Below are 22,043 nucleotides of genomic sequence, written 5' to 3'. Positions count from 1 at the left end.
AAAAGCCCGGGGCCGAATGGCCCCGGGCTCGCGGGAATTCCAGCGTCGCCGGACGTGACCTCAGGTCACGAATCGCCCGTCAGGGCCGCGACCAGTTCCGCCGCCGTGCGGCAGCGGTCGAGCAGGTCGCCCACATGGGCCTTGGTGCCCCGCAGCGGCTCCAGGGTCGGCACACGCTGCAGCGACTCGCGGCCCGGGATGTCGAATATCACCGAATCCCACGACGCCGCGGCCACCGACTCGCTGTACTGCCGCAGGCAGCGGCCCCGGAAGTAGGCCCGGGTGTCGGAGGGCGGCGTCTCGATAGCACGCTCCACGTCGTCTTCCGTGACCAGGCGCTGCATCCGGCCGCGCTCGACGAGCCGGTTGTAGAGCCCGCGCTCGGGGCGGATGTCGGCGTACTGGAGGTCGACGAGCTGCAGCCGGGGGTGGGACCACGGGAGCTTGTCGCGGGTGCGGTAGCCCTCCAGGAGTTCCAGCTTCGCCACCCAGTCGAGCTCGCGCGAGAGCTGCATCGGGTCTTCGGCGAGCCGGGTCAGCACCGACTCCCACCGGTTGAGCACGTCTTTGGTCATCTCGTCGGCGTTGGAGCCGTAGCGGTCTTCGACGTATTTGCGGGCCTGCTCCAGGTATTCCATCTGGAGCTGGACGGCCGTCATCTTCCGGCCCGACCGCAGCGTCACGATGTGCTTGCAGGACGGGTCGTGGGAGATGGCCCGCAGCGCGGCGACCGGCGACTCGACCGACAGGTCGACCGTCAGGAAACCGTCTTCGATCATGGCCAGGACGAGCGAGGTCGTGCCGAGCTTCAGGTAGGTCGAGATCTCGGACATGTTCGCGTCGCCGATGATCACGTGGAGCCGGCGGTATTTCTCCGGGTCGGCGTGGGGCTCGTCGCGGGTGTTGATGATCGGCCGCTTGAGGGTCGTCTCCAGCCCGACCTCGACCTCGAAGAAGTCGGCCCGCTGCGAGATCTGGTAGCCGTCGCCGCGCGAGTCCTGCCCGATGCCGACCTTGCCCGCCCCTGCGAAGACCTGGCGGGAGACGAAGAACGGGGTCAGGTGGCGCACGATGTCGGCGAACGGGGTCGCCCGGCGCATCAGGTAGTTCTCGTGGCAGCCGTAGCTGGCGCCCTTGGAGTCGGTGTTGTTCTTGTAGAGCTGGATGGGCGCGTTGCCCGGCATGCCCGAGGCCCGGACGGCCGCGTCGTGCATGACCCGCTCGCCCGCCTTGTCCCAGATGACCGCGGCCCGGGGGTTGGTGCACTCGGGCGTGGAGTATTCGGGGTGGGCGTGGTCGACGTAGAGCCGGGCGCCGTTGGTGAGGATGACGTTGGCGAGGCCCAGGTCTTCGTCGGTGAGCTGACTGGAGTCGGCCGCCTCACGGGCGAGGTCGAAACCCCGGGCGTCGCGGAGGGGGTTCTCCTCCTCGAAGTCCCACCGGGCGCGGCGGGCGCGCGCGGCCGAGGCCGCCAGGTATGCGTTGACGACCTGCGAGGAGGTCACCATCGCATTCGCACCTGGTTGACCGGGCACGGAAATTCCGTACTCGGTCTCGATGCCCATCACCCGCCGGACTGTCATGCGCACCCCATGGCCTGTCGTTCCGCCGTTTATATCCCGAGCCTAGCCCCTTCACTATGCCCGGCCACCAGACAGTTACGGCACCGATGCCTGGCGTTGTTCCACTGGGCTCCTGCCCATCAGACGGCGCAGCAACCGCTGACCTGGGCGATCAACAAGCCGGTATACAGCATACGACAGAAGAATCGATGCCAGCATCGTGCCCCCGGCGAGCACCCACGGATTTATAGATTCCCGGAATTCCGGGATAAGTACCGCCGAGACGTTCTGATGTACCAGGTAAAGGGGGTACGTGAGCGCCCCCACCGTCGTCAGCGCCCGCCACCGCACCCAGCGCAGCCATCCGAGGGCGACGGCGGCCATGAGCACGTAGATGACCGTGATCCACGCGATGACGGCCGGCGGCGGCGCCGGGAAGTTCTTGATCCCCACGAGGTCGATGCGGCTCTGCATGCGCTCCAGGGCCGCGTACAGGGAGCAGGCGTAGCCGACCAGGACGAACCCCCACCGGGTGACGGTGGAGCCCTCGCGGTAGATCAGGTAGAAGGCCATGCCGGCGATGAAGTAGGGCGCCTGCCGGGGCATGACGATCTCGGTGACCAGGTCGTTCTGCAACCACTCGGCGAAGATCGCCGCGGCCAGCCACACCCACATGAACCCCATGGCCCGCCGCAGGTCGACGCCCATGATCACCACGATGGAGATGAGGAAGTAGAACTTCAGCTCCACCCACAGCGACCAGAACACTCCCCCGGCCGGGATGACGCCGAACGCCTCCTGCCACATCGTGAGATTGATCACGTAGCCGACGGTGTCCAGGTTGGGTCTGAAGTACTCGACGCTCGTGTACGTGTAGAGCACGTACAAGGCGATCACGGTGAACCAGTAGGCCGGATAGAGCCGCGCGAACCGTGACACGGCGAACCTGCGCAGGCTGTGCCCCCAGGCGCTCATCAGGATGACGAACCCGCTGATGAGGAAGAAAAGCTCTACGCCGAGGATGCCGAGCGTGGTGAAGTACTTGACCGGCTCGAACAGCACGACCGGCGACTCGTCCCAGAGCGACCGCGACGCCGCCATGTAGTGGAACGCCATGACCGCGAACGCGGCCACGAACCGCAACAGGTCGAGCTCCACCAGCCGGGGCTGCCGCACCGGCGGCGCGAGCCTCGCCGCCGGTACACCCCGGCCCCGCCGGCCGCCCCGCCCGGAGGGCGCCGCCTCGGAAGGATCGGCGCCCAATCCCAGCCACTGCCCGGTCACCGGCGCCTCCGCGCCCCCGCCCCAGGTCCCGGGTCGCCCTTCGACCGGCGAAGGCGCACCCATCCCGGACCCGTCCGGCCACACCCGTGCGTCTCCAGAGCGCCCCTCAGGCCCACTCGGCCACTCCGGCCCTTGGCCCGGCTGAGACGCGCCCCACCCCCCGGGCAAAGGCATCTGTGACGTGTGGGGGTGCACCGGCGCGGGACCGCCCGATCCATCCGGGAAACGCGTCTGCGACGCCTGGGGCCGGGTTCCCGGCGCTGCCACTCCGTGGGACGCACCGGTCTGCGCCTCCGCGGGCCACCCGCGCGCGTCCGTCACCGGCTCGGCACCGCCCCATCCGGCCGGTAAAGGCGTCTGCGGCCCGGGGGCACTCGGCGGTTCGGGCGTGTTCGGCCACACCCGGGCGTCGCCCGGCTGCCGCGGGGTTCCCGGCCACGCGCCGCCGGGGCCGGATCGCCGGTCCCCGTTCCACGCCCCGCCCGTCACTTCATTCCGCCAGGTTTATTTCCACACCAATACCGCACAACGGGCAACGCTACAACGTCCCACCGACGATCACGGCGTCACAAACGAAAAACGGCACGTCTCCCGCGACGGGAGAACGTGCCGTTTTCGCAATTCCTACAGGTACTGCCCCGTGTTGGCCACCGTGTCTATTGACCTGCCGGCCTCCGTGCCCTGCTTGCCCTGCACGAGGGTGCGGATGTAGACGATCCGCTCGCCCTTCTTGCCGGAGATGCGGGCCCAGTCGTCGGGGTTGGTGGTGTTCGGGAGGTCTTCGTTCTCCCGGAACTCGTCGACGCAGGCGGCCATCAGGTGCTGGATGCGCAGGCCCTTCTGGCCCGTCTCCAGGAACTGCTTGATCGCCATCTTCTTGCCCCGGTCGACGATGTTCTGGATCATCGCGCCGGAGTTGAAGTCCTTGAAGTAGAGGACTTCCTTGTCACCGTTGGCGTAGGTCACCTCGAGGAAGCGGTTCTCCTCGATCTCGTTGTACATGCGCTCGACGACCCGCTGGATCATCTCGGCGATCGTGGACTCACGGCTGCTGCCGTGCTCCGCGAGGTCGTCGGGGTGGAGCGGGAGGTCGGAGATCAGGTACTTCGAGAAGATGTCCTTCGCCGCCTCGGCGTCGGGCCGCTCGATCTTGATCTTCACGTCGAGGCGGCCGGGCCGCAGGATCGCCGGGTCGATCATGTCTTCGCGGTTGGAGGCGCCGATGACGATGACGTTCTCCAGGCCCTCGACGCCGTCGATCTCCGACAGCAACTGAGGGACGATGGTGTTCTCGACGTCGGACGACACACCCGAGCCACGCGTGCGGAAGATCGAGTCCATCTCGTCGAAGAACACGATCACCGGGGTGCCCTCGGACGCCTTCTCACGCGCCCGCTGGAAGACCAGGCGGATGTGCCGCTCGGTCTCACCGACGTACTTGTTCAGGAGCTCGGGGCCCTTGATGTTGAGGAAGAAGCTCTTGCCCGACTGGCCGGTCTTCTCCGCGACCTGCTTGGCCAGGGAGTTGGCCACCGCCTTGGCGATGAGCGTCTTGCCGCAACCGGGAGGGCCGTAGAGCAGCACGCCCTTCGGCGGGCGGAGCTTGTGCTCCCGGAACAGGTCGGCGTGCAGGTAGGGAAGCTCGATGGCGTCCCTGATCTGCTCGATCTGGCCGCGCAGGCCGCCGATCTCGTCGTAAGAGATGTCGGGCACCTCTTCGAGGACGAGCTCCTCGACCTCCGACTTGGGAATGCGCTCGTAGACGTAACCCGAACGCGGTTCGAGCAGGAGTGAGTCGCCCGACCTTATCGGCTGGCTGAGCAGCGACTCGGCGAGCTTCACGACGCGCTCTTCGTCGGCGTGCGATATCACGAGCGCGCGCTGCCCGTCTTCGAGCAGCTCCTTCAACATCACGATCTCGCCCACGTCTTCGAAGCCGAGGGCTTCGACGACGTTCAGCGCCTCGTTGAGCATGACCTCCTGGCCGCGCTTCAACGACTCGGCGTCGACGGCGGGGCTGACGTTCACCCGGAGCTTGCGCCCGCCGGTGAACACCTCGATCGTGCCGTCTTCTCTGGCCTCAAGGAACACGCCGAAGCCGGATGGCGGTTGCGCCAGCCGGTCGACCTCCTCCTTGAGGGCGACGATCTGGTCCCTGGCCTCCTTGAGGGTGGCCACGAGCCGTTCGTTCTGGCCTGTGAGGGCGACCACCTGAGCTTGAACGTCGTGGAGACGCTCCTCCAGCACCCGTGCCTGGCGGGGGGATTCCGCAAGCTTGCGGCGCAACGCGGTGATCTCCTCCTGAAGGAAGGAGACCTGTGTTGTGAGGTCGGCGACCTCCCGTTCGCGCTGCGCGGCCCGAGCCTCTGCGTCATCGCGAGCTGCCACGCCCCGTCACCTCCTTCCCAGTAGAGGAAAGACTACTCAAGTCCCTACCAATCTGACGGCCTTGAAAAACGTAGCCCACTGGTGTTCGTCTAGTTACGTGGAGTGTTTGATGGTTGATGCCTTTTCGGAGGGTTTATCTCGGTGAGCACATGGAACAGGGTGTTTGTTCCCGCTGTCACTCAAGTTTCCCGTTTCGCCGCTAAATCGTCACTGGTCTTCCGTACCCTCCCCATACGCCCCCTTTGCCGGGCGGCGGCGCCTGGGCGGCGGCGTGACGCCGTCCGCCATGCGGCGGGCGGTGACGAGGAAGCCGGTGTGCCCGACCATGCGGTGGTCGGGACGGACGGCGAGACCTTCGACATGCCAGTCGCGAATCAGGGTCTCCCACGCGTGGGGCTCCGTGAAACTCCCGTGATCGCGAAGTGTCTCGACGGTCCTTGACATCTGGGTCGTGGTGGCCACGTAACAGCAGATCACGCCACCGGGGGTGAGCGCCTTGCCCGCGGCGTCGACGCACTCCCAGGGAGCGAGCATGTCGAGGATGATCCGGTCGACGTCGGTCTCGTCGAGGGCCTCGTTGAAGTCGCCGACCACCAGACGCCACTGCTTGAGCTCGCCGCCGAAGAACTTGGTCACGTTCCTGGTCGCGACCTCGGCGAAGTCGGCACGCCGTTCGTACGAGGTCAGCGAGCCCTCCGTGCCGACGGCGCGCAGCAGGAAGCAGGACAGCGCGCCGGACCCGACGCCGGCCTCCACGACCTTGGCGCCGGGGAAGATGTCGGCCATCGCGACGATCTGCGCCGAGTCCTTCGGGTAGATCACCGCCGCGCCGCGTGGCATCGACAGCGTGTAGTCGGACAGCAGGTGGCGGAACGCCAGATACTGGATGCCGCCCGACGAGCGCACCACGGAGCCCTCAGGCTGCCCGATCAGGTCGGCGTGAGCGATCCACCCCTTGTGGGTGTGAAAGACACCGTCCTCTTTCAGCGTCACGGTGTGGCGCTTGTTCTTCGGATCGGTGAGCTGAACCTGATCTCCGGCCTGGAACGGGCCGTGCCTGCGAAAACCCATGGCGGCAAGGCTAATGGCAAAACGTTTGTCCCCCGACTCGGACGACTGGTAGCAAGGGGCCATGTACCCCCGCGAAACCATCTCAGCCGGACCGATCCTCCTCCGGCCGGCCACCGAGGCCGACGTCCCGGCCGTCGCGCGCGCCTGCTCCGATCCCGTGACCCAGCGCTTCATCCCGACCATGCCCAGCCCCTACACCGAGGCGGACGCCCGCCACTGGCTGCTGGACATCGCCGAGGCGCGGTGGAGGACGGGCGGCGCCGAGTTCGTCGTCGTCGACGCCGCCACCGGCGAGCTGGACGGGGCGATCGGGCTGCACCTGCCCGACCGCTTCGGCAACGTCGAGGTGGGCTATTGGGTGGCCCCGTGGGCCCGCCGCAAGGGCGTGGCGTCCGCGGCCCTGCGGGCCGTCGCCACCTGGGCGTTCGAGCAGGGGGTGCCCCGGCTGCACCTGGTCGCCGAGATGGAGAACCTGGGCTCGCAGAAGGTCGCGCTGGCGGGCGGGTTCCGCCACGAGGGGCTGCAGCGCGGCGGCGGGCCGATCCCCGGCGGGGGCCGGGCCGACATGGCCCTGTTCGGCCGGCTGCCCGGCGACTCCGGGGAGCCGATCAGGCCGTTCCTGCCGTTCCTGCCCGAGGGCGGCCTGACCGACGGCGTCGTCACGATCACCATGCTGACGACCGGCGACGCGCCGGCCTACCAGGCGCTGGCGTCGCTGCCCGACGTGGTGCGCTATCGCGTGCCGCCGGAGGCGCCGCCGTTCGCCGAGACGCTCTACCGGTGCACCGGCGCCGGATACCGCTGGCTGACCGGCGTCCAGGCCGAGATGGCCATCCGGGACGCCGAGACGGGGGCCTTCGCCGGGGACATCCAGCTCTCGCACCTGACCCCGCCCATGCGGGAGGCCATGGTCGGCTACAGCCTCCACCCCGACTTCCGGGGCCGCGGCATGGTCACCAGGGCGGTCGGGCTGCTGGCCGAGTGGGCCTTCACGCAGGCGGGCCTGCGGCGGCTGACCTCCGGCACCGACCCGGGGAACCTGGCCTCCCAGGCGGTGCTGGAGCGGGCCGGGTTCACCCGGGGTCAGACGCAGAAGGAGTACCTGCCCGGCCCCGACGGGACCTGGACCGACAACGTGGAGTGGCTCAGACTCCGCTGAAGCGCCGGGCGGTCGCGGCGAACGCGGCGTCGGTGCCCTCCAGGGCGCGATCGATCTCGGCGTCGGTGTGGGCGGTCGACAGGAACCAGTTGTGCCAGGGGTGCACGTAGACCCCTTCGGCCAGGCAGGCGGCCGCCCAGAAGACCCCCCGCTCCAAAGTGGCGTCGCCGTCGAACGAGAGCCACGGGATCTGCACCGGGCCCGTCTGGTTGATCGTGAAGCCGTGGCTCTTGGCCTGCTCATACAGTCCGGTACGCAGCCTCGCCCCCGCGCGTTCGATCAGCGCCGGCCCGCCCGACTCCCGGAGGATCTCGATCGTGGCCTTGGCCGCGCCCATGGCGGCCGAGGAGAACCAGAACGAACCGGTCGAATAGAGGGTCTGGGCCGCGTTCTTGAGCGCCTCGGCGCCGGTGACGGCCGCGATCGCATGGCCGTTGCCCATGGCCTTGGACCAGGCCGACAGGTCGGGACGTACACCGAAGGGCTCCCAGGTGCCCCTCAGGTCGAGCCGGAAGCCGGCCCGGACCTCGTCGATCACCAGGGCCGCGCCCAGCCGGTCGGCCAGCGCCCGGACGCCGCGGGCGAAGCCGGCCTCGGCGAGCGCCTGGTCTTCGAAGGAGTCGTGCTTGAAGGGGGTGACCAGGATGGCCGCGACGTCGTCGCCGGCCTCGGCGGCGGCCCGCTCGGCGTCGTGGAGATCGTTGTAGGCGAACTCGACCGTGTCGGCGCGCTGGTTGGGCGTGACGCCCGAGAGGCCGGGGGTGCACCAGGGGTCGGCGCCGTGGTAGGCGCCGTGGGCGATCAGGACCTTCGTGCGGCCGGTGGCGGCGCGGGCGACCATGAGGGCCTGGGTGGTGGCGTCGGTGCCGTTCTTGGAGAACATGGCCCAGTCGGCGGCCGGGATGAGGTCGACGAGCAGCTCGGCGAGCTCGACCATGACGGGGCCGGGCCCGTTGAGGCAGTCGCCCTGGGCCTGGAGCCGGGCGGCGGCCTCTTCCACGCGGGGGTTGCGGTGGCCGACGATCATGGGGCCCCAGGAGCACATCAGGTCGACGTACTCCCTCCCGTCGGCGTCCCACTGGCGGGCGCCGTCGCCCCTGACGAAGAACTGGGGGTAGGTGTCGCCGTGGAGGGCGGCGTTGAGGTGACCGTACATGCCGCCGGGGATGACCTTGGCGGCGCGGGCGCGCAGATCGGCGTCCAGGGACATGGGGGGATCTTCCTCTCAGGACAGCAGGGCGGCGGCGCCGTCCAGGTTGGCGTCGGAGCCGAGGCCGCCGGCCACGCGGGCGGCGACGGCGGTGCCGAGACGGGCCGATTCGAGCACCGGACGCCCGGTGAGCAGCCCGGCGGCGAACCCGGCGCAGTAGGCGTCGCCGCATCCGGTGGTGTCGATCACCGATACGTCTTCCGCGGGCACCCGGGTGAGCCCGTCGGCGGTGGCGACGAGGCTGCCCTCGGCGCCCAGCGTGACGACCACCGTCGCCGGGCCCTCGGCCAGCAGCGCCGCGGCGGCCTCCTCGACGGTCGGGGCGCCGGTCATCATGAGGGCCTGCTCCTCGTTGGGCAGGAAGTGGTCGACGTGGGGCAGGAAGGTCTTCGCGGCGGGCATCAGGTCGGGCATGTTCGACAGCAGGTCGAGGGTGACCTGGGTGCCCCGGCCCCGCACCTCGTCGAGCAGGGCGTGGAAGGCGGGGTCGTGGAGGCCCCAGGTGGCGTCCATGCCGCCCAGGTGGAGGACCTTCGCGCTCCTGATCGTGTCGACGTCGACGTCGGCCAGGGAGAGCCCCAGGTTGGCTCCCGGGACGTGGAACGAGGGCCGCCCGCCGTCGGGCCTGATCGGCAGGATCGAGGCGGCGGTCTGCTCCCCCGGCTTGCGCGTCACCTTGGCGACGTCGACGCCGTGCCGGTCCATGACCATGAGGAGGAAGTCGCCGAGCTCGTCGTCGCCGACGGCCCCCAGCGACGTGACGGGAAGGCCCAGCCTGGCCAGCACGACCGCCGTCCCGGCGGCGGCCCCGGCGGCGGTGATGCGCACCTGCTCGACCAGATGGGTGTCCTGGCCGGCCGGGATCGACTCGACGGGCCGGGCGAGCACGTCCACGATGTGGACGCCGAGCGTGACAACCGACATGGCCTGGATAATAGACGGGCGCCCGACTAAAATGTCAACATGCCGAAGATCGTGAACCATGACGAACGCAGGGAAGAGGTCGTCGCCGCGGCCCGCCGCATCATCCTGCGCGCGGGAATCGAGGCCGCGACCACGCGAGCGATCGCCAAGGAGGCGGGCTACTCCAACGGCGTCCTGACCCACTACTTCGCCGACAAGGACGAGATCCTCCTGTCGGCCCTGCGCACGAGCCACCGCCGGATCACCGAGCGCCTGGCCGAGAAGCTGACCGGCCTGACGGGCCTGGCGGCGCTGCGGGAGCTCCTCCTGGACAACCTGCCCATGGACGAGGAGCGCGAACGGGAGACGGGCCTGGAGATCGGCTTCTGGGCGCGCAGCCTCACCTCGCCGGCGCTGCTGCGGACGCAGCGGGAGGAGGCGGCCGACCTCCACCTGCTGGTGCGGAGCCTGCTCCAGAGCGCGGCCGAGGCCGGGGAGATCGCCGGGGAGATCGCGGGCGAGGGCCTCGACGACACGGCGGAGCGCCTGCTCGCTCTCGTGGACGGGCTGAGCCTGCACCGCCTGCTCTACCCCGACCGGGCGTCGCGGATCGAGGAGATCATGCTCGCCGAACTCGACCGGCTCCGCCTGCCTTAGAAAGGGCCGGACATCCCGCCCTCGGCGCGGGGCGGGATGCCTCGCGCCGAGGGTCGTCGTGTGCTCAGGCGCTGCGGTGGGGCTCGAAGCGCATCGTGCGGGAGACCCCCACCCGGACCGTCGTGCCGGGCATGATCGTGACCGACTCGTTCGGGGGGATGTCGTAGAAGTTCGGGTCGCCCGGGGGCTGGATCTGGGTGCCGTTGACCGAGCCGAGGTCGATCAGGTTCACGTCCCAGTTCTCCAGGGTGACCCTCAGGTGGCGGCGGGAGACCGAGCCGTCGGGGCTGGTGACCCTGGCCGGGCGGGCGTCGCCCGACTGGACCTCGGGGGCCCGCTCGGGGTCGCGGCCGAGGATGTAGTCGCTGTCGAGGGTCAGCGCCATGCCGTCGTCGAGGAGCAGGACGCCGAGCGCGGGGCGCGGGCCCTTGTAGGGGACGAGGTCACGGGTCGACAGGGGGACGCCGCAGACCGCGCAGTAGGGCGCGCGCGGGTCGTTGAAGTGGTCGTTCTTGCAGTCGACGCCGTGGACCATGGGGCCGAGGCGCTCCGGGGCGGCGTCCATCTGGGTGGAGTCGCTCGGGTCGTCGGCCGGGGGTTCGGGCTGCGGCTGGGGCTCGAAGTGGCCGCTGTCGTGGCGGCGTTCGTCGTGCTGGGGCGGCAGCGGCTCGGCGACCGGGGGCAGCGGGGCGCCCATCGGCGGCGGGCCCATCGGCAGGCCGGGGGGCGGGCCGAACGGGCCAGGGCCGGGAGGCGGCGGCGGGGGCTGCATCGGGCCGCCCATCGGCTGCGGGTCGTAGGGCGGCGGGTCGTAGGCCGGCTGCCCGTACGGCGGCACGCCCGGCGGGGGCGGCGGCTGGTGGGGGATCATCGGCTGCTGCGGGCCCGAGGGCTGCGAGGCGTAGGGGTGACCCGGCTGGGGCGGCGGGGAGGGCTGCGGGATCGGGTGGGGCCGGTGCATCGTGTGGCCGGTCGCCGTGTAGTCGATCTCGGCGCCGCCGCCGGCGACCACGCCGCCGTCGAGGCGCGAATAGGGGCTGGACGGGCCCGATCCGGGCAGGCGCAGCTCGACCCGGCCCACCGGGCCGGCCACCAGGCGGTCGGCCCAGGTGAGGGCGTCCTGCCCCGAGACCACGAAGTCGCCGTCGGGGGCGCCGAAAAGGTGGGCCGAGGCCGCCCCCGACACCAGCACCGCCACGCCGCCGCCCGTGGGACCGGCGACCGCGATCGTCGGCGGGTCGTCGTTCATGGAGCGCGCCAGAACCTGAGCGACCTTGCGGACCAGGGTCCGTCCGTCGCCGCCGTTCTCGGCGGTCTCCCGCACCGCGTCGAGCAACTCCTCCACCTGCGCCGAGCCCGGCCCGCATACCAGCGCCAGCCCGTTCAGGTGAGCGACCACACCGTCACCCGGAAGCGGACGGACCACCCCCGCGCCCTGCTCCGTCACAGAACTCTCCTCCGGCCATACCTAACTTCTGATCGTTTGACCAGAACATTAGTGGTGCGCGAGCCAGATGACGAGTGGGGGTGATCGCTCCCGATCTGGTCAGACGCCCGTGAAGACCCGGTTGACGTCGGCGGTGGCGAGCACGCCGTAGATTTCGCCGCCCCGTTCGACGAGCAGATATTCGCCCGCGGGGTTGTCGCGCATCGCGTCGATCAGCGACTCCCCCTCCAGGTCGGCGCCCAGGACGAGGGCCGGTTCGAGGGAGCGCGCCAGCGACCCGACGGTGATCCACGGGCGGCGCGGCTCGGGGGTCGCGTTGACGGCCGCCTCGTTCACGATCCCGGTCGGACGGCCCTCGTGGTCGACGATCACCAGCGCGCCCGCGCCGCCCTCACGGGCCCGCCTGAGGGCCTCGGCGAGCGGCACGTCGGAGGCGACCGGAAGGGCCCGCCTGGCCAGCGCGCGGGCCCGGACCTGGGGCAGCCGGGACCGGACCTTGGCGACGCGCAGCGACTGCGTGGCCCCCATCCAGATGAACGAGGCCAGGATCATCGACCACACGATGGCGGTGAAGTCGGGCTCCTGCCCGGCCATCAGCGGCAGCACGAGCTGGTAGAGCACCACGATGACGGCGACGCTCCGGCCGACCCACGCGGCGGCGACGGTGCCCGAGTTGGGGTTGCGGGTGACCCTCCACACCCCGGCCCTGAGCATCCGGCCGCCGTCGAGCGGCAGGCCGGGCAGCAGGTTGAAGACGCCCACGATCACGTTGGAGAACCACAGGATGTAGAGCAGGACCTGGGGGATCGTGCCCTCGTGGAGGAGCTGCTCGACGCCGTAGAAGACACCCGCGAGGCCGAGCGAGGCGACGGGACCGGCGAAGGAGATCAGGAACTCCTTGCCGGGGGTGTCGGGCTCCTGCTCGATCTCCGAGACCCCGCCCAGCAGGTAGAGGGTGATGCGCTTGACCGGGAGACCGTAGGCTTTGGCGACCACGCAGTGGGCCAGCTCGTGGACGAGCACCGACAGGTAGAGCAGCACCGCGAAGAGCAGGGCGACTGAGTAGTGGACGAACGACGAGAAATCGGGTAGTTGCCCGGCGGCCACCGGCTCATACGTGATCGTGATGAACGCGGCGACGATCAGCCACGTCGGTGACACGTAGACCGGGATCCCGAACGGGCGGCCCATCCGCAGCCCCGGGGACGGTGTGCTCATAACGGTCTGGTTCCCCTTCCTTGGCATGGATCCTACGCGCCGTCCACCTGCCCGGCGGTTCGCGGCGAGCCCGTGCGGGCCGGGAAGTGTCGGGGCCATGGCCTATCGTCTGGGCATGACCCTGACCGAGGAGCGCGCCGTCATCGGCGCGTTGTCCCCCTCCCGTGCCGGTGACTTCATGACCTGCCCGTTGCTCTACCGGTTCAGGGTGATCGACCAGCTTCCCGAGAGACCCTCGGCGGCGGCCGTGCGGGGCACCCTCGTCCACGCCGTGCTCGAACGCCTCTACGACCTGCCGCCCGGGGCCCGCACCGTCGCGGCCGCCCGAGAGCTGCTCGAACCGCAGTGGCGGCGGCTGCTCGACGAGGAGCCCGCCTACGAGGGGCTGTTCGCGACCGACGCCGAGCGCGACGAGTGGCTGGAGCAGGCGCGCGGCATGGTCGACCGCTACTTCACGCTCGAAGACCCGACGGTGCTCGAACCGGCCGAGCGGGAGCTCTACGTCGAGGCGGTGCTCGACAGCGGCCTGATGCTGCGGGGTTACGTCGACCGGCTCGACGTCGCGCCCACCGGGGAGATCCGGGTGGTCGACTACAAGACGGGCGCCGCCCCCGGCCCCCATTTCGAGGCCAAGGCGCTGTTCCAGATGAAGTTCTACGCCCTGGTGTTGTGGCGGCAGCGCGGCGAGATCCCCCGGCTGCTCCAGCTCATGTACCTGAGCGGCCAAGGCGAGGTGCTGCGATACCAGCCCGACGAGGCCGACCTGCGGGCGACCGAGCGCAAGGTCGAGGCGTTGTGGCAGGCGATCGAGCGGTCGCTGACGACCCGCGAGTGGCACCACCGGCCGTCCCGGTTGTGCGGCTGGTGCGACCACCAGGCGCTCTGCCCGGAGTTCGGGGGCACTCCCCCGCCCGTACCGGAGGAGAGGCCGCGGCCGACGCGGCGGCTGGCGGCCCGTGCGGCGACCGACGAGCTCTGAGCCCCGGGCTCGTTCTTGGGGATGAGGTCTGCGGGCCGGGAGACGCCTAAATTGATTGCGTGCGCGCCTCCCCCCGTCGGCAACTGATCAGCGACTCAGTCCTCGCGGTCGTGGTGACCGCGTCCTCGCTGCTCTTCGTGTTGTCCACGGGGCCGGCGAGCCTCGGCGGGGAGATGTCCCCGGCCTTCGGCACGCGACCGGCCGACTGGTTCAGCCTGCTGCTGGTCGTCTCGTGCACGCTGCCGCTGGCGTTCCGGCGGCGGTGGCCGTTCCTGATCCTGCTGGCGACGAGCGTGCCCGCGCTGACGCTCAGCGGGCTGGGCTACAACCCCGGGCTGGCCGACTTCGGGGCCGTCATCCTGCTCTACACCGTCGCCACGCTGCGCGGGCTGGCGCTGAGCGTGCTGGCGGCGGTGCTGGTCATGGCCGGTTACCTCGCCGGGGCGCTGCCCGACAACAACGATCTCGGGTGGGCCGACCACGCGGTCGTCGTGGTGGTGACCGCGCTGGTGTGGGTGATCGGGCGCACGACCCGGCTGCGGCGGGCCTATCTCGGGGAGCTGGTCGACCGGGCCGACCGGCTCGAACGCGCCCGCGAGGCCGACACCCGGGCGGCCCGCGCCGAGGAGCGGTCGCGGATCGCCAGGGAGCTCCACGACGTGGTCGCCCACCACGTGTCGGTGATGACGGTGCAGGCCGCGGCCGCCCGCACGATGCTGGAGAAGAATCCGGCGGTGGCCCGCGACGCGCTGGTCTCCATCGAGGAGATGGGGCGCACGGCGATGGCCGAGATGCGCAACATCGTCGGCGTGCTGCGGACCGACGGGCCGGCCGAGCGCGGCCCGCAGCCGGGCATGGACGACCTGCCCGGCCTGGTCGACCAGATGCGGGAGGCGGGGCTGACCACGCAGCTCTGGCTTGAGGGCGAGACGCGGCAACTGCCGCCGGGCGTCGACCTGGCCGCCTACCGGCTGGTCCAGGAGGCGCTGACCAACAGCCTGCGGCACGCCGGGCCGGCCGCCCGCGCGTGGGTGACGGTCCGCCACGAGCCCAGCGAGCTGATGGTGCACGTCGAGGACGACGGCCGCGGGCTCGTGCTGACACGCGAGAACGGCGGCAAGGGGCACGGTCTGGTGGGCATCAAGGAGCGAGTTGCCCTCTATGGTGGAGTTCTGCGGATCGGCCCGCGACCGGGGGGCGGATTCGAGGTCCGGGCCCGCTTTCCCCTCAAGGACAGGTAAATGCCGATCAGGGTGTTGTTGGTCGACGACCAGCCGCTGCTGCGCACGGGGTTCAGGTTCATCCTGGAGGCCGAGACCGACGTCACCGTGGTCGGCGAGGCGGGCGACGGCTCGACCGCGATGGACCAGTCACGGGCGCTGCTGCCCGACGTGGTCCTCATGGACATCCGGATGCCCGGCATGGACGGCATCGAGGCGACCCGCCGGATCGTCCGCGACGCCGCGCCGTCGGCCCACGTGCCCCGGGTGCTGGTGCTGACCACCTTCGACCTCGACGAGTACATCGTGGAGGCGCTGCGGGCCGGGGCCAGCGGGTTCCTGCTGAAGGACGTGCCGCCCGCGGAGCTGGTGCAGGCGATCCGGGTGGTGGCGGGCGGCGACGCGATCGTGGCGCCCAGCGTGACGCGGCGGCTGCTCGACAAGTTCGCGAGCCGGCTGCCGTCGGCGCAGCAGCAGGCGTCGCCGTCGCGGCTGGCCCGGCTGACCGAGCGGGAGCTGGAGGTCCTCAAGCTGATCGCCAAGGGCCTGTCCAACGCCGAGATCGCCCGTGAGCTGGTGGTCAGCGAGACGACCGTGAAGACCCACGTGGGCAACGTGCTGACGAAACTGGGGTTGCGCGACCGGGTGCAGGCGGTCGTGCTGGCCTACGAGACCGGGCTCATCACACCCGGCGCGCAGCCCTGACGCACGACCGCCCGCCCCCGGGCCGGTTCACGACCTGCGCAGTTCCTTGAGCAGGAGGTCCTTCACCTCGGTCGCGTGGTAGCTCTCGCCGTCCCACGGGCCGATCAGGACCGGGCCGTCCTCGGGCGAGTCGGGCAGGCGGCCGTGGCTGCCGCTGACCTGCTTCGGGTCGAGGGGGACGACCGACATCTCGTAGCGGAAGCCCATCTTCTTGCGCAGCAGCGCCTTGGCGGCGATGGCCTTGCTGGTCATGAACAGCTCGGCGGGGTCGTAGCCGGGCTTGCGGTGGATCTCGACCAGCTTGGCGAAGTCGGGCGCGCGGTCGTCGTCGAGCCAGTAGTAGTAGGTGAACCAGGCGTCGGGCTCGGCCACGGCGACCAGTTCCCCGGCGCGTTCGTGGTCGAGGCCGTACTTCTCCTTGCCGGCCTGGTCGAGGACCTCGTCGACGCCCTCCAGGCCCGCGATCAGGTCGCGGACGCGCGGGATGTCGGCGGAGTCCTTCACGTAGACGTGGGAGATCTGGTGGTCGGAGACCGCGAAGGCGCGGCTGGTCCACGGGTCGAGGTACTCCATGCCGACCTGGGTGTAGACCTCCAGGAGGCCCTCGCGGCGCAGCGCCCGGTTGATGTCGACCGCGCGGGTGGCGTTGGTGATGCCGTACTCCGACAGGATGACCGGGTTCTGGTCGAGCAGCGGCACCAGCGCCTGGTCGACGGCCTTGGCGGCGTCGATCGCCTGCTGGGAGTCGGGGCCGAAGCGCTGCAGGTCGTAGTCGAGGTGCGGGATGTAGACCATCGTCAGGTCGGGCTTCTCGGCGTCGATGATCTTCCGGGTGGCGCCCACGATCCAGTTCGACGAGGTGATGCCGGCGTTCGGCCCCCAGTAGGTGAACAGGGGGAACTCGCCCAGGTCGTTCACCAGCCGGTCGTGCCACTCCGGGGGGCGCACGTAGGCGTCGGGCGACTTGGCGCCGTCGGCGTGGTAGATCGGGCGGGGCGTCACCACGAAGTCGGAGTTGGTGCCCATGGCGTACCACCAGCAGACGTTGGCGGTCTTGAGGTCGCGGGTGACGTCCCAGATCTGCTCGCCCTGGATGAGGGCGTTGTGCTGGCGCCACAGGAAGACCTCGCCGAGGTCGCGGAAGTACCACCCGTTGCCGACGATGCCGTGGTCGCGGGGCATCGCGCCGGTCACGATGGAGGCCTGCACCGAACAGGTCACCGCGGGCAGCACCGGCGTGAGAGCGGCGGCGTTGCCCAGTTTCGACACGTTGGGCATGTGGGCGAGCAGACGCGGGGTGAGCCCGACCACGTTGATAACGAGCATGGTTATGTCCTCAGGAATGACGTCGCAGGAATTCGATGGATCTCTGGGCGACCGCGGGGGCGGCGTGGCTGTGCCGGGCCAGTTCGACCGCGATCATCCCGTCGAATCCGCGCAACTCCGCCATGACGGGCGCGAACTCGATCTCTCCGTCGCCGAACTCCAGATGTTCGTGGACATCTCGCCGCATGTCCTCGATCTGGACGTGCACCAGGTAGGGCGACGCCCGCCGGACGCACTCGGCGACCGGCCAGGGTTCCAGGCACCGGCAGTGCCCGATGTCGAGGGTCAGCCCGAAGCGGTCGGGCTCCCCCAGCCGCTTGCGCAGCCGCTCGTAGGAGGCCAGGTCGTCGACGAGCATGCCGGGCTCGGGTTCGAACCCGAGCACCACGTCGTGCTCCTCGGCGTCGGCCAGCAGGGTCTCGCAGTGCGCGGTCAGCCGGTCCCACGCGAGGTCCTCGGGCACCTCGACGGGGCGGATGCCGCTCCAGAGGTGGACGACCGGCGCGCCGAGGTCGGCGGCGACCTCGATGGCCCTCTTCGTGTACGCCACCCGCGCCGCCGCGTCCTCGTGCAGCAGCGTCGGGTAGTGCTTGCGGAACCGGTCGAGGGTGTAACGGCCCCCGGTCTCCACGACCACTGACAGGCCCAGCCGGCTCAGCAGCGTCGCGACCCGGCTGACCTCGTGGAACGTCGGGTCGGGGCCGAGGTGCCCGTGGTCGAGGGTGAGCGCCACGCCCGTGTAGCCCAGGTCGGCGAGCACGCTGAGCGCGTCGTCGAGGGAGTGGTCGCGGAACCCGTTGGAGCAGTAGCCGAAGTTCATGCCGTCGACATCTTCGAGGAGAGCCAGCGGCCCACCGGGAGCGCGGCCAGCAGGCCCAGCCCGGAGAGCGTCTTGCCGCCTCCGGCCACGGCGGCCGACTGGAGCGGCACGAAGCCCATGATCGAGGCGCGGACCGCCTGGCGGACCTGCTCGGGGTCGGGCTTGCCGCGCAGCGCCAGCGTCGCCTTCCCGCCGCTGGCGGCGTACCCGGCGATGAGGGCGGCCGCGGTGGCCTTGTCGGCCGCCGAGCCCGCGCCCCGGGCCACCGAGACGGCCGCGAGACCGGTGGCGGCGGCCGTACAGGCGAGGGCTCCGCGGACGGTGGCCGGGCTCGCCCCGGACACCTCCGCGCGGCCGAGGATGCTGATGCCGTAGGTGTGGGCGCCCACGGCGAAGGCCATCGGCGTGGCCCGGCCGGCGCCGAGCATCACGTCGAGCGTGCGGCAGGCCGCCATCGAGGCGGGACCGGCCGGGGTGTGCTTCAGGCCCATGTCGTACGCCCACACCGCCCCCGCCAGCAGCGCGGAGATGGCGAAGCCCTTCCGGCCGCCCGCGAGCGTGGCCGCGGCGATCCCGGCGCCGGTGAGCCCGGCGGCGATGCCGAGGGCCTGGTTGGCCGAGATGCGTCCGGAGGGGATGGGCCGCTCGGGCCGCTCGACCGCGTCGATGTCGCGGTCGGCCCAGTCGTTCAGGGCCATCCCGGCCCAGTAGAGCAGCACCGAGGCGGCGGCCAGGCCGGGGGTTCCGCTGCGCCCGGCGAGCGCGGCGCCCGCCATGGTGTCGCCGGGGACGGAGAGGGTGGCCGGGGCGCGCACCAGTTCGAGTGCCGCCCTAAACCCGATTCGACTCATTTACGACTTCCGATCACTTACCAAGCTAGATGATCGGATGTTTCCAGACTTTTCGTCCGATAGCGAGCCCTTGACCTGCTTCAAGGTAAATCCGCGCATATCGCCCGAGTGCATGCCTCGGGCCGCCCACTCGGTGAGCGGGCGGCCCGGGAGGGACGAAAGCTAGGCCACCGTGGCCGGGGTCTCCGTCGTCGACGGGGCGTTCTCCGGGAAGTGACAGGCGACCGCGTGGCCCGGGACGAGCTCCGCCAGGGGCGGTTCCTGGGTCTTGCAGATCTCCTGGGCCTTCCAGCAGCGCGTGTGGAAACGGCAGGCCGGCGGCGGGTTGAGCGGCGAGGGCACGTCGCCGGTGAGGCGGATGCGCTCGCGGCCCGCACGCTGCTTGGGGTCGGGGATCGGCACCGCCGACATCAGGGCGTTGGTGTAGGGGTGCATCGGCGAGCCGTAGAGGCCCGCGCGCTCGCCCACCTCGACGATCTTGCCGAGGTACATGACCGCGACCCGGTCGGAGATGTGCCGGACGACCGACAGGTCGTGGGCGATCACCACGTAGGTCAGGTCGAGCTCGTTCTGCAGGTCTTCCAGCAGGTTGACGACCTGGGCCTGGATCGACACGTCGAGCGCGGAGACCGGCTCGTCGGCGATGATCAGCTTGGGCTTCAGGGCGAGGGTGCGGGCGATGCCGATGCGCTGCCGCTGACCGCCGGAGAACTCGTGCGGGTAGCGGTTGTAGTGTTCGGGGTTCAGGCCGACCAGTTCCAGGATCTCCTGGACGGCCTTCTTCGTCCCCTGCTCGGTCTCGATGCCCTGGATCCGGAACGGCGCGCCCACGATGGCCCCGACGGTGTGGCGGGGGTTCAGGCTGCTGTACGGGTCCTGGAAGATCATCTGCATGTCGCGCCGGAGCGGCCGGAGCCTGCCCTGCTTCATGTGCGTGATGTCGTGACCCTCGAAGGTGATCTTCCCGCCGGTGGGCTCGATCAGCCGGGTGATCAGGCGGCCGGTGGTGGTCTTGCCGCAGCCCGACTCGCCCACCAGGCCCAGCGTCTCGCCCTTGCGCACGTCGAAGCTGATGCCGTCGACCGCCTTGACCGCGCCGACCTGGCTCTTGAACAGGCCCTTGGTGACCGGGAAGTGCTTCTCCAGCCCCTGGACGGACAGGATGGGTTCGGTCATCAGGACTCCAGCTTCGGCTTGATCTCGGTGGCCCAGATGTCCCGCCGCTCCTCACGGGAGAGGTGGCAGCGCACCAGGTGGCCTCCCTCGGTCTCGACCAGGTCGGGCACGACCGTGCCGCCCTTGCCGCCGGTACGCGGCTCGAAGGCGCAGCGGGGGTGGAAGGCGCACCCGGACGGCACGTTGATGAGCGAGGGCGGGCTGCCCTTGATCGGCAGCAGCCGCTCGGTCACCTCGCGGTCGAGGCGGGGCATGGACCCCAGCAGACCCCAGGTGTAGGGGTGCTCGGGCCGTTCGAAGATGTCGTCGGCGGAGCCGTACTCGATGCACTTGCCGCCGTACATGACGAGGATGTCGTCGGACAGCTCGGCGACCACGCCCAGGTCGTGGGTGATGATGATCAGCGCGGCGTTGAAGTCGCGCTGCAGGTCGCGCATCAGGTCGAGGATCTGCGCCTGGACGGTCACGTCGAGCGCGGTGGTCGGCTCGTCGGCGATCAGCAGCTCGGGGTCGCACGACAGGGCCATGGCGATCATCGCGCGCTGGCGCATGCCGCCGGAGAACTCGTGCGGGTAGCTGTCGACGCGGCGGTCGGGCTGCGGGATGCCGACCCGGCCGAGCATGTCGATCGCGTGTTTCCTGGCGACCTTCTTCGGCACGTCGTTGTGGATGCGGTAGGCCTCGATGATCTGGTCGCCCACCGTGTAATAGGGGTGCATCGCCGACAGCGGGTCCTGGAAGATCATCGCCATCTTCTTGCCGCGCAGCGAGCGCACGTGCTCCTGCGAGGCCGAGACGAGCTCCTCGCCGTCGAGCCAGATCTCGCCGGAGATCCTGGCCCGGCCGCCCTTGTGCAGGCCGAGGATGCTGAGCGAGGTGACGCTCTTGCCCGAGCCCGACTCGCCCACGATGCCCAGGGTCTTGCCGCGTTCGAGCTGGAACGACAGGCCGTCGACCGACCTGACCAGGCCGTCGTCGGTCGGGAAGTGCACCTTCAGGTCGTTGAGCTGGAGGAAGGTCATGACAGCCGCACCCTCGGGTCCACGACCGCGTAGAGCAGGTCGACGATCAGGTTGGCCACGACGATGAAGAACGCGGCCAGCATGGTGAAGCCCATGATCTTGGGCAGGTCGTTGGCGGCGATGGCCGTCGTGGCGTACTTGCCGAGGCCCTGGAGGGAGAAGGCGTTCTCGGTCAGGATCGCGCCGCCGACCAGGATGCCCACGTCGAGGCCGAAGATCGTGACGATCGGCGTCAGCGCGGCGCGCAGGCCGTGCTTGCCGATGACCTTGCTCTCCTTGAGGCCCTTGGCTCTCGCGGTGCGGATGTAGTCCTCACCCATCGTGTCGAGCATGCCGGCCCGGGTGAGCCGGGCGTAGGCCGCGGCGTTCAGGAAGGCCAGGGTGAGCCAGGGCAGGATCAGGCTGTAGGCCCATTGGGCGGGGTTCTCCGTCAACGGGACGTAGGCGCCGCCGGGGGCGGTGATGCCCAGCCCGTACGAGAGCAGCGAGAGCGCCACCAGACCCGTGAAGAAGGGAGGCAGCGACACGCCCGCCAAGGCGATGATCATCGCTCCCCGGTCGAAGATCGAGCGTCTCTTCAACGCGGACAACACACCGACCGAGACGCCGATCACCAGCCAGATGACCGAGGCGCCCGCGGCGAGCGAGAGCGTCACGGGGAGCCGGTCGACCAGGTCGGGCCAGACCGGTTGCTTGGTGACGAAGGAGTACCCGAGGCAGGGGGCGGGGCACTGCTCGACACCGGTTCCGTAGTCGTACTCGGAACCGACGAAGACGCCTTTCACCCATCGGCCGTACTGGACGACGACGGGGTCGTGCAGCCCGAGCTTCTCCGCCACGGACTGGACCGTCTCGGCGGTGGCGGCCCGGCCGACATAGCGGTTGGCGATGTCGTCGGGCGTGACCCCCGCGAGGCGGGGCACCACGAAGAAGATCGAGAAAGTGACCGCGCTGACAACGAACAGCATGGCCAGGGCGCCGATCAGGCGCCTGATGATGTAGGTGACCACTGTCCCCCCTCGGCGATAGGGGGCCGGTCCGGTGG

The 22,043-nt window shown here is 70.2% G+C and carries 19 protein-coding genes; 5 read left to right on the top strand and 14 right to left on the bottom strand.

Annotation, left to right across the window (positions count from 1 at the left end; all coding sequences use genetic code 11):
* Positions 1-65 precede the first annotated feature (65 nt).
* From dop to AW273_RS13540, 4 genes are all read right to left on the bottom strand, one after another.
* Positions 66-1,583 (bottom strand): depupylase/deamidase Dop, encoded by a 1,518-nt coding sequence (dop, locus tag AW273_RS13555; RefSeq protein WP_083949741.1) that lies wholly within the window; start codon positions 1,581-1,583, stop codon positions 66-68.
* Positions 1,584-1,658: 75 nt separating this feature from the next.
* Entirely contained in the window at positions 1,659-2,846 is a 1,188-nt protein-coding gene (locus tag AW273_RS13550; protein WP_198168133.1) for an acyltransferase family protein, read from the bottom strand.
* Positions 2,847-3,470: 624 nt separating this feature from the next.
* Positions 3,471-5,234 (bottom strand): proteasome ATPase, encoded by a 1,764-nt coding sequence (arc, locus tag AW273_RS13545; RefSeq protein ID WP_062348642.1) that lies wholly within the window; start codon positions 5,232-5,234, stop codon positions 3,471-3,473.
* A gap of 207 nt (positions 5,235-5,441) precedes the next feature.
* Positions 5,442-6,305, bottom strand: coding sequence for a tRNA (adenine-N1)-methyltransferase (locus tag AW273_RS13540; protein ID WP_062348641.1), 864 nt, complete (start codon positions 6,303-6,305; stop codon positions 5,442-5,444).
* A 61-nt stretch (positions 6,306-6,366) separates the two neighbouring features.
* Between AW273_RS13540 and AW273_RS13535 the strand changes: the two genes are divergently transcribed.
* On the top strand, positions 6,367-7,464 hold the full coding sequence (locus AW273_RS13535; protein ID WP_062348640.1) for a GNAT family N-acetyltransferase: 1,098 nt from the start codon (positions 6,367-6,369) through the stop codon (positions 7,462-7,464).
* Here AW273_RS13535 and AW273_RS13530 read toward each other — a convergent pair.
* Positions 7,451-8,674, bottom strand: a complete 1,224-nt coding sequence (locus AW273_RS13530; protein WP_062348639.1) for an aminotransferase class III-fold pyridoxal phosphate-dependent enzyme — start codon at positions 8,672-8,674, stop codon at positions 7,451-7,453. The genes AW273_RS13535 and AW273_RS13530 overlap by 14 nt on opposite strands.
* 15 nt (positions 8,675-8,689) lie before the next feature.
* Positions 8,690-9,598: a carbohydrate kinase family protein gene (locus tag AW273_RS13525; protein ID WP_062348638.1), complete on the bottom strand. Its 909-nt coding sequence runs from the start codon at positions 9,596-9,598 to the stop codon at positions 8,690-8,692.
* Positions 9,599-9,637: 39 nt separating this feature from the next.
* Between AW273_RS13525 and AW273_RS13520 the strand changes: the two genes are divergently transcribed.
* Positions 9,638-10,234 (top strand): TetR/AcrR family transcriptional regulator, encoded by a 597-nt coding sequence (locus AW273_RS13520; RefSeq protein ID WP_062348637.1) that lies wholly within the window; start codon positions 9,638-9,640, stop codon positions 10,232-10,234.
* Between the two features lie 64 nt (positions 10,235-10,298).
* Here the strand turns inward: AW273_RS13520 and AW273_RS13515 are convergent, their stop codons facing one another.
* Positions 10,299-11,681 (bottom strand): FHA domain-containing protein, encoded by a 1,383-nt coding sequence (locus AW273_RS13515; protein ID WP_062348636.1) that lies wholly within the window; start codon positions 11,679-11,681, stop codon positions 10,299-10,301.
* Between the two features lie 99 nt (positions 11,682-11,780).
* Complete coding sequence (locus AW273_RS13510; protein ID WP_083949740.1) at positions 11,781-12,899, bottom strand: site-2 protease family protein; 1,119 nt, start codon at positions 12,897-12,899, stop codon at positions 11,781-11,783.
* 115 nt (positions 12,900-13,014) lie between these two features.
* Between AW273_RS13510 and AW273_RS13505 the strand changes: the two genes are divergently transcribed.
* The 3 genes from AW273_RS13505 to AW273_RS13495 are packed head-to-tail and all read left to right on the top strand — an operon-like array spanning position 13,015 to position 15,803.
* Positions 13,015-13,878, top strand: coding sequence for a RecB family exonuclease (locus AW273_RS13505; RefSeq protein ID WP_157555773.1), 864 nt, complete (start codon positions 13,015-13,017; stop codon positions 13,876-13,878).
* Positions 13,879-13,937: 59 nt separating this feature from the next.
* A complete protein-coding gene (locus AW273_RS13500; RefSeq protein WP_232327378.1) occupies positions 13,938-15,119 on the top strand; it encodes a sensor histidine kinase in 1,182 nt (393 codons plus the stop codon).
* Complete coding sequence (locus AW273_RS13495) at positions 15,120-15,803, top strand: response regulator (protein WP_062348632.1); 684 nt, start codon at positions 15,120-15,122, stop codon at positions 15,801-15,803.
* Positions 15,804-15,830: 27 nt separating this feature from the next.
* On the opposite strand, the gene AW273_RS13490 is transcribed toward AW273_RS13495, so the two are convergent.
* The 6 genes from AW273_RS13490 to AW273_RS13465 form a co-directional block, all read right to left on the bottom strand.
* Entirely contained in the window at positions 15,831-17,129 is a 1,299-nt protein-coding gene (locus AW273_RS13490) for an alkaline phosphatase family protein (RefSeq protein WP_062348631.1), read from the bottom strand.
* Positions 17,130-17,139: 10 nt separating this feature from the next.
* Entirely contained in the window at positions 17,140-17,949 is an 810-nt protein-coding gene (locus tag AW273_RS13485; RefSeq protein WP_083949739.1) for a sugar phosphate isomerase/epimerase family protein, read from the bottom strand.
* Complete coding sequence (locus AW273_RS13480; protein ID WP_062348630.1) at positions 17,946-18,800, bottom strand: SCO3242 family prenyltransferase; 855 nt, start codon at positions 18,798-18,800, stop codon at positions 17,946-17,948. The genes AW273_RS13485 and AW273_RS13480 overlap by 4 nt, the downstream gene beginning before the upstream one ends.
* A 162-nt stretch (positions 18,801-18,962) precedes the next feature.
* Positions 18,963-19,976 (bottom strand): ABC transporter ATP-binding protein, encoded by a 1,014-nt coding sequence (locus AW273_RS13475; RefSeq protein WP_062348629.1) that lies wholly within the window; start codon positions 19,974-19,976, stop codon positions 18,963-18,965.
* Complete coding sequence (locus AW273_RS13470) at positions 19,976-20,998, bottom strand: ABC transporter ATP-binding protein (protein WP_062348628.1); 1,023 nt, start codon at positions 20,996-20,998, stop codon at positions 19,976-19,978. The genes AW273_RS13475 and AW273_RS13470 overlap by 1 nt, the downstream gene beginning before the upstream one ends.
* On the bottom strand, positions 20,995-22,008 hold the full coding sequence (locus tag AW273_RS13465) for an ABC transporter permease (RefSeq protein WP_062348627.1): 1,014 nt from the start codon (positions 22,006-22,008) through the stop codon (positions 20,995-20,997). Before AW273_RS13465 ends, AW273_RS13470 begins: the two co-directional genes overlap by 4 nt.
* Positions 22,009-22,043: the final 35 nt, after the last annotated feature.

The organism is Herbidospora yilanensis (assembly GCF_001570565.1).
Classification (GTDB): Bacteria; Actinomycetota; Actinomycetes; order Streptosporangiales; family Streptosporangiaceae; genus Herbidospora; species Herbidospora yilanensis.
Note: the sequence above shows the minus strand (reverse complement) of the source record. Positions and strands in the feature narration are given on the sequence as shown.

Bases quoted from the DNA above. Each gene is read 5' to 3' on its own strand.
- dop (WP_083949741.1), bottom strand. From the start codon at position 1,583: ATGACAGTCCGGCGGGTGATGGGCATCGAGACCGAGTACGGAATTTCC.
- AW273_RS13540 (WP_062348641.1), bottom strand. From the start codon at position 6,305: ATGGGTTTTCGCAGGCACGGCCCGTTCCAGGCCGGAGATCAGGTTCAG.
- AW273_RS13535 (WP_062348640.1), top strand. From the start codon at position 6,367: ATGTACCCCCGCGAAACCATCTCAGCCGGACCGATCCTCCTCCGGCCG.
- AW273_RS13530 (WP_062348639.1), bottom strand. From the start codon at position 8,674: ATGTCCCTGGACGCCGATCTGCGCGCCCGCGCCGCCAAGGTCATCCCC.
- AW273_RS13525 (WP_062348638.1), bottom strand. From the start codon at position 9,598: ATGTCGGTTGTCACGCTCGGCGTCCACATCGTGGACGTGCTCGCCCGG.
- AW273_RS13520 (WP_062348637.1), top strand. From the start codon at position 9,638: ATGCCGAAGATCGTGAACCATGACGAACGCAGGGAAGAGGTCGTCGCC.
- AW273_RS13510 (WP_083949740.1), bottom strand. From the start codon at position 12,899: ATGAGCACACCGTCCCCGGGGCTGCGGATGGGCCGCCCGTTCGGGATC.
- AW273_RS13505 (WP_157555773.1), top strand. From the start codon at position 13,015: ATGACCCTGACCGAGGAGCGCGCCGTCATCGGCGCGTTGTCCCCCTCC.
- AW273_RS13495 (WP_062348632.1), top strand. From the start codon at position 15,120: ATGCCGATCAGGGTGTTGTTGGTCGACGACCAGCCGCTGCTGCGCACG.
- AW273_RS13490 (WP_062348631.1), bottom strand. From the start codon at position 17,129: ATGCTCGTTATCAACGTGGTCGGGCTCACCCCGCGTCTGCTCGCCCAC.
- AW273_RS13485 (WP_083949739.1), bottom strand. From the start codon at position 17,949: ATGAACTTCGGCTACTGCTCCAACGGGTTCCGCGACCACTCCCTCGAC.
- AW273_RS13480 (WP_062348630.1), bottom strand. From the start codon at position 18,800: ATGAGTCGAATCGGGTTTAGGGCGGCACTCGAACTGGTGCGCGCCCCG.
- AW273_RS13475 (WP_062348629.1), bottom strand. From the start codon at position 19,976: ATGACCGAACCCATCCTGTCCGTCCAGGGGCTGGAGAAGCACTTCCCG.
- AW273_RS13470 (WP_062348628.1), bottom strand. From the start codon at position 20,998: ATGACCTTCCTCCAGCTCAACGACCTGAAGGTGCACTTCCCGACCGAC.